Origin of the sequence: Pseudomonas laurentiana, from assembly GCF_014648275.1 — a bacterium.
GTDB classification, from domain to species: Bacteria; Pseudomonadota; Gammaproteobacteria; order Pseudomonadales; family Pseudomonadaceae; genus Aquipseudomonas; species Aquipseudomonas laurentiana.
Genome location: NZ_BMQU01000148.1, coordinates 1 through 621 on the forward strand (window position 1 = coordinate 1; position 621 = coordinate 621).

At 18.5% G+C, this 621-nt stretch carries 1 protein-coding gene; it reads left to right on the top strand.

Features of this window, described 5'->3' with window-relative positions; translation table 11 throughout:
- Positions 1 to 383: 383 nt before the first annotated feature.
- Positions 384 to 557: a hypothetical protein gene (locus IE038_RS25670; RefSeq protein WP_189396434.1), complete on the top strand. Its 174-nt coding sequence runs from the start codon at positions 384 to 386 to the stop codon at positions 555 to 557.
- Positions 558 to 621 lie beyond the last annotated feature (64 nt).

Here is a 621-nt window from a genome sequence, read left to right on the forward strand (position 1 = left end):
AGGATTTTTTTTTATGATAAAAAATATAGTTATTTTATTTGAAGAATAAAAAGAAGAAAGTAGGGGATTTGTTGAATTTTAAGTATTTAGTTTTATTAATAAGATATGAAGATTTATTTTATATTTGGAATTGTATAGAAAAGATTATTTATTTTAGTGGGGTTTATGAAAAATTTTGGGAAAATGTTAATGATTGTTGGTTTATTTGTTAAAAAAAAATAGAGTATGTTATAAAGAATTAATTAATTAGTTGAATATTTGGGAATTAAAAATTTGTTAAATTTAAAAATTGTGAATTAGTGAATTTTTTAGATTTTGAATTTTTTGATAAATTTTTTTATTTAGAAATTTAATTTATGTTAGAATGAATTAAGGAAAAATTTATGAAGAGATTAGTTATAGGAAAAGATTTTATGATAGTTAATATGGGATTTTATTATTTATTTGTGTATGGTGTTTTTTGTTTAATTGTTATTTTAGATGGTGAGGATGTTGTTGATTGTGAATTTATATTAGGTTATTTATATAGAGGAATGGAAAAAATTGTAGAAAATTGAGTAATTATATAATATTTATTGTATGTAATGTGATGGGATTATTTAGTTATTATGTTTATAGAAG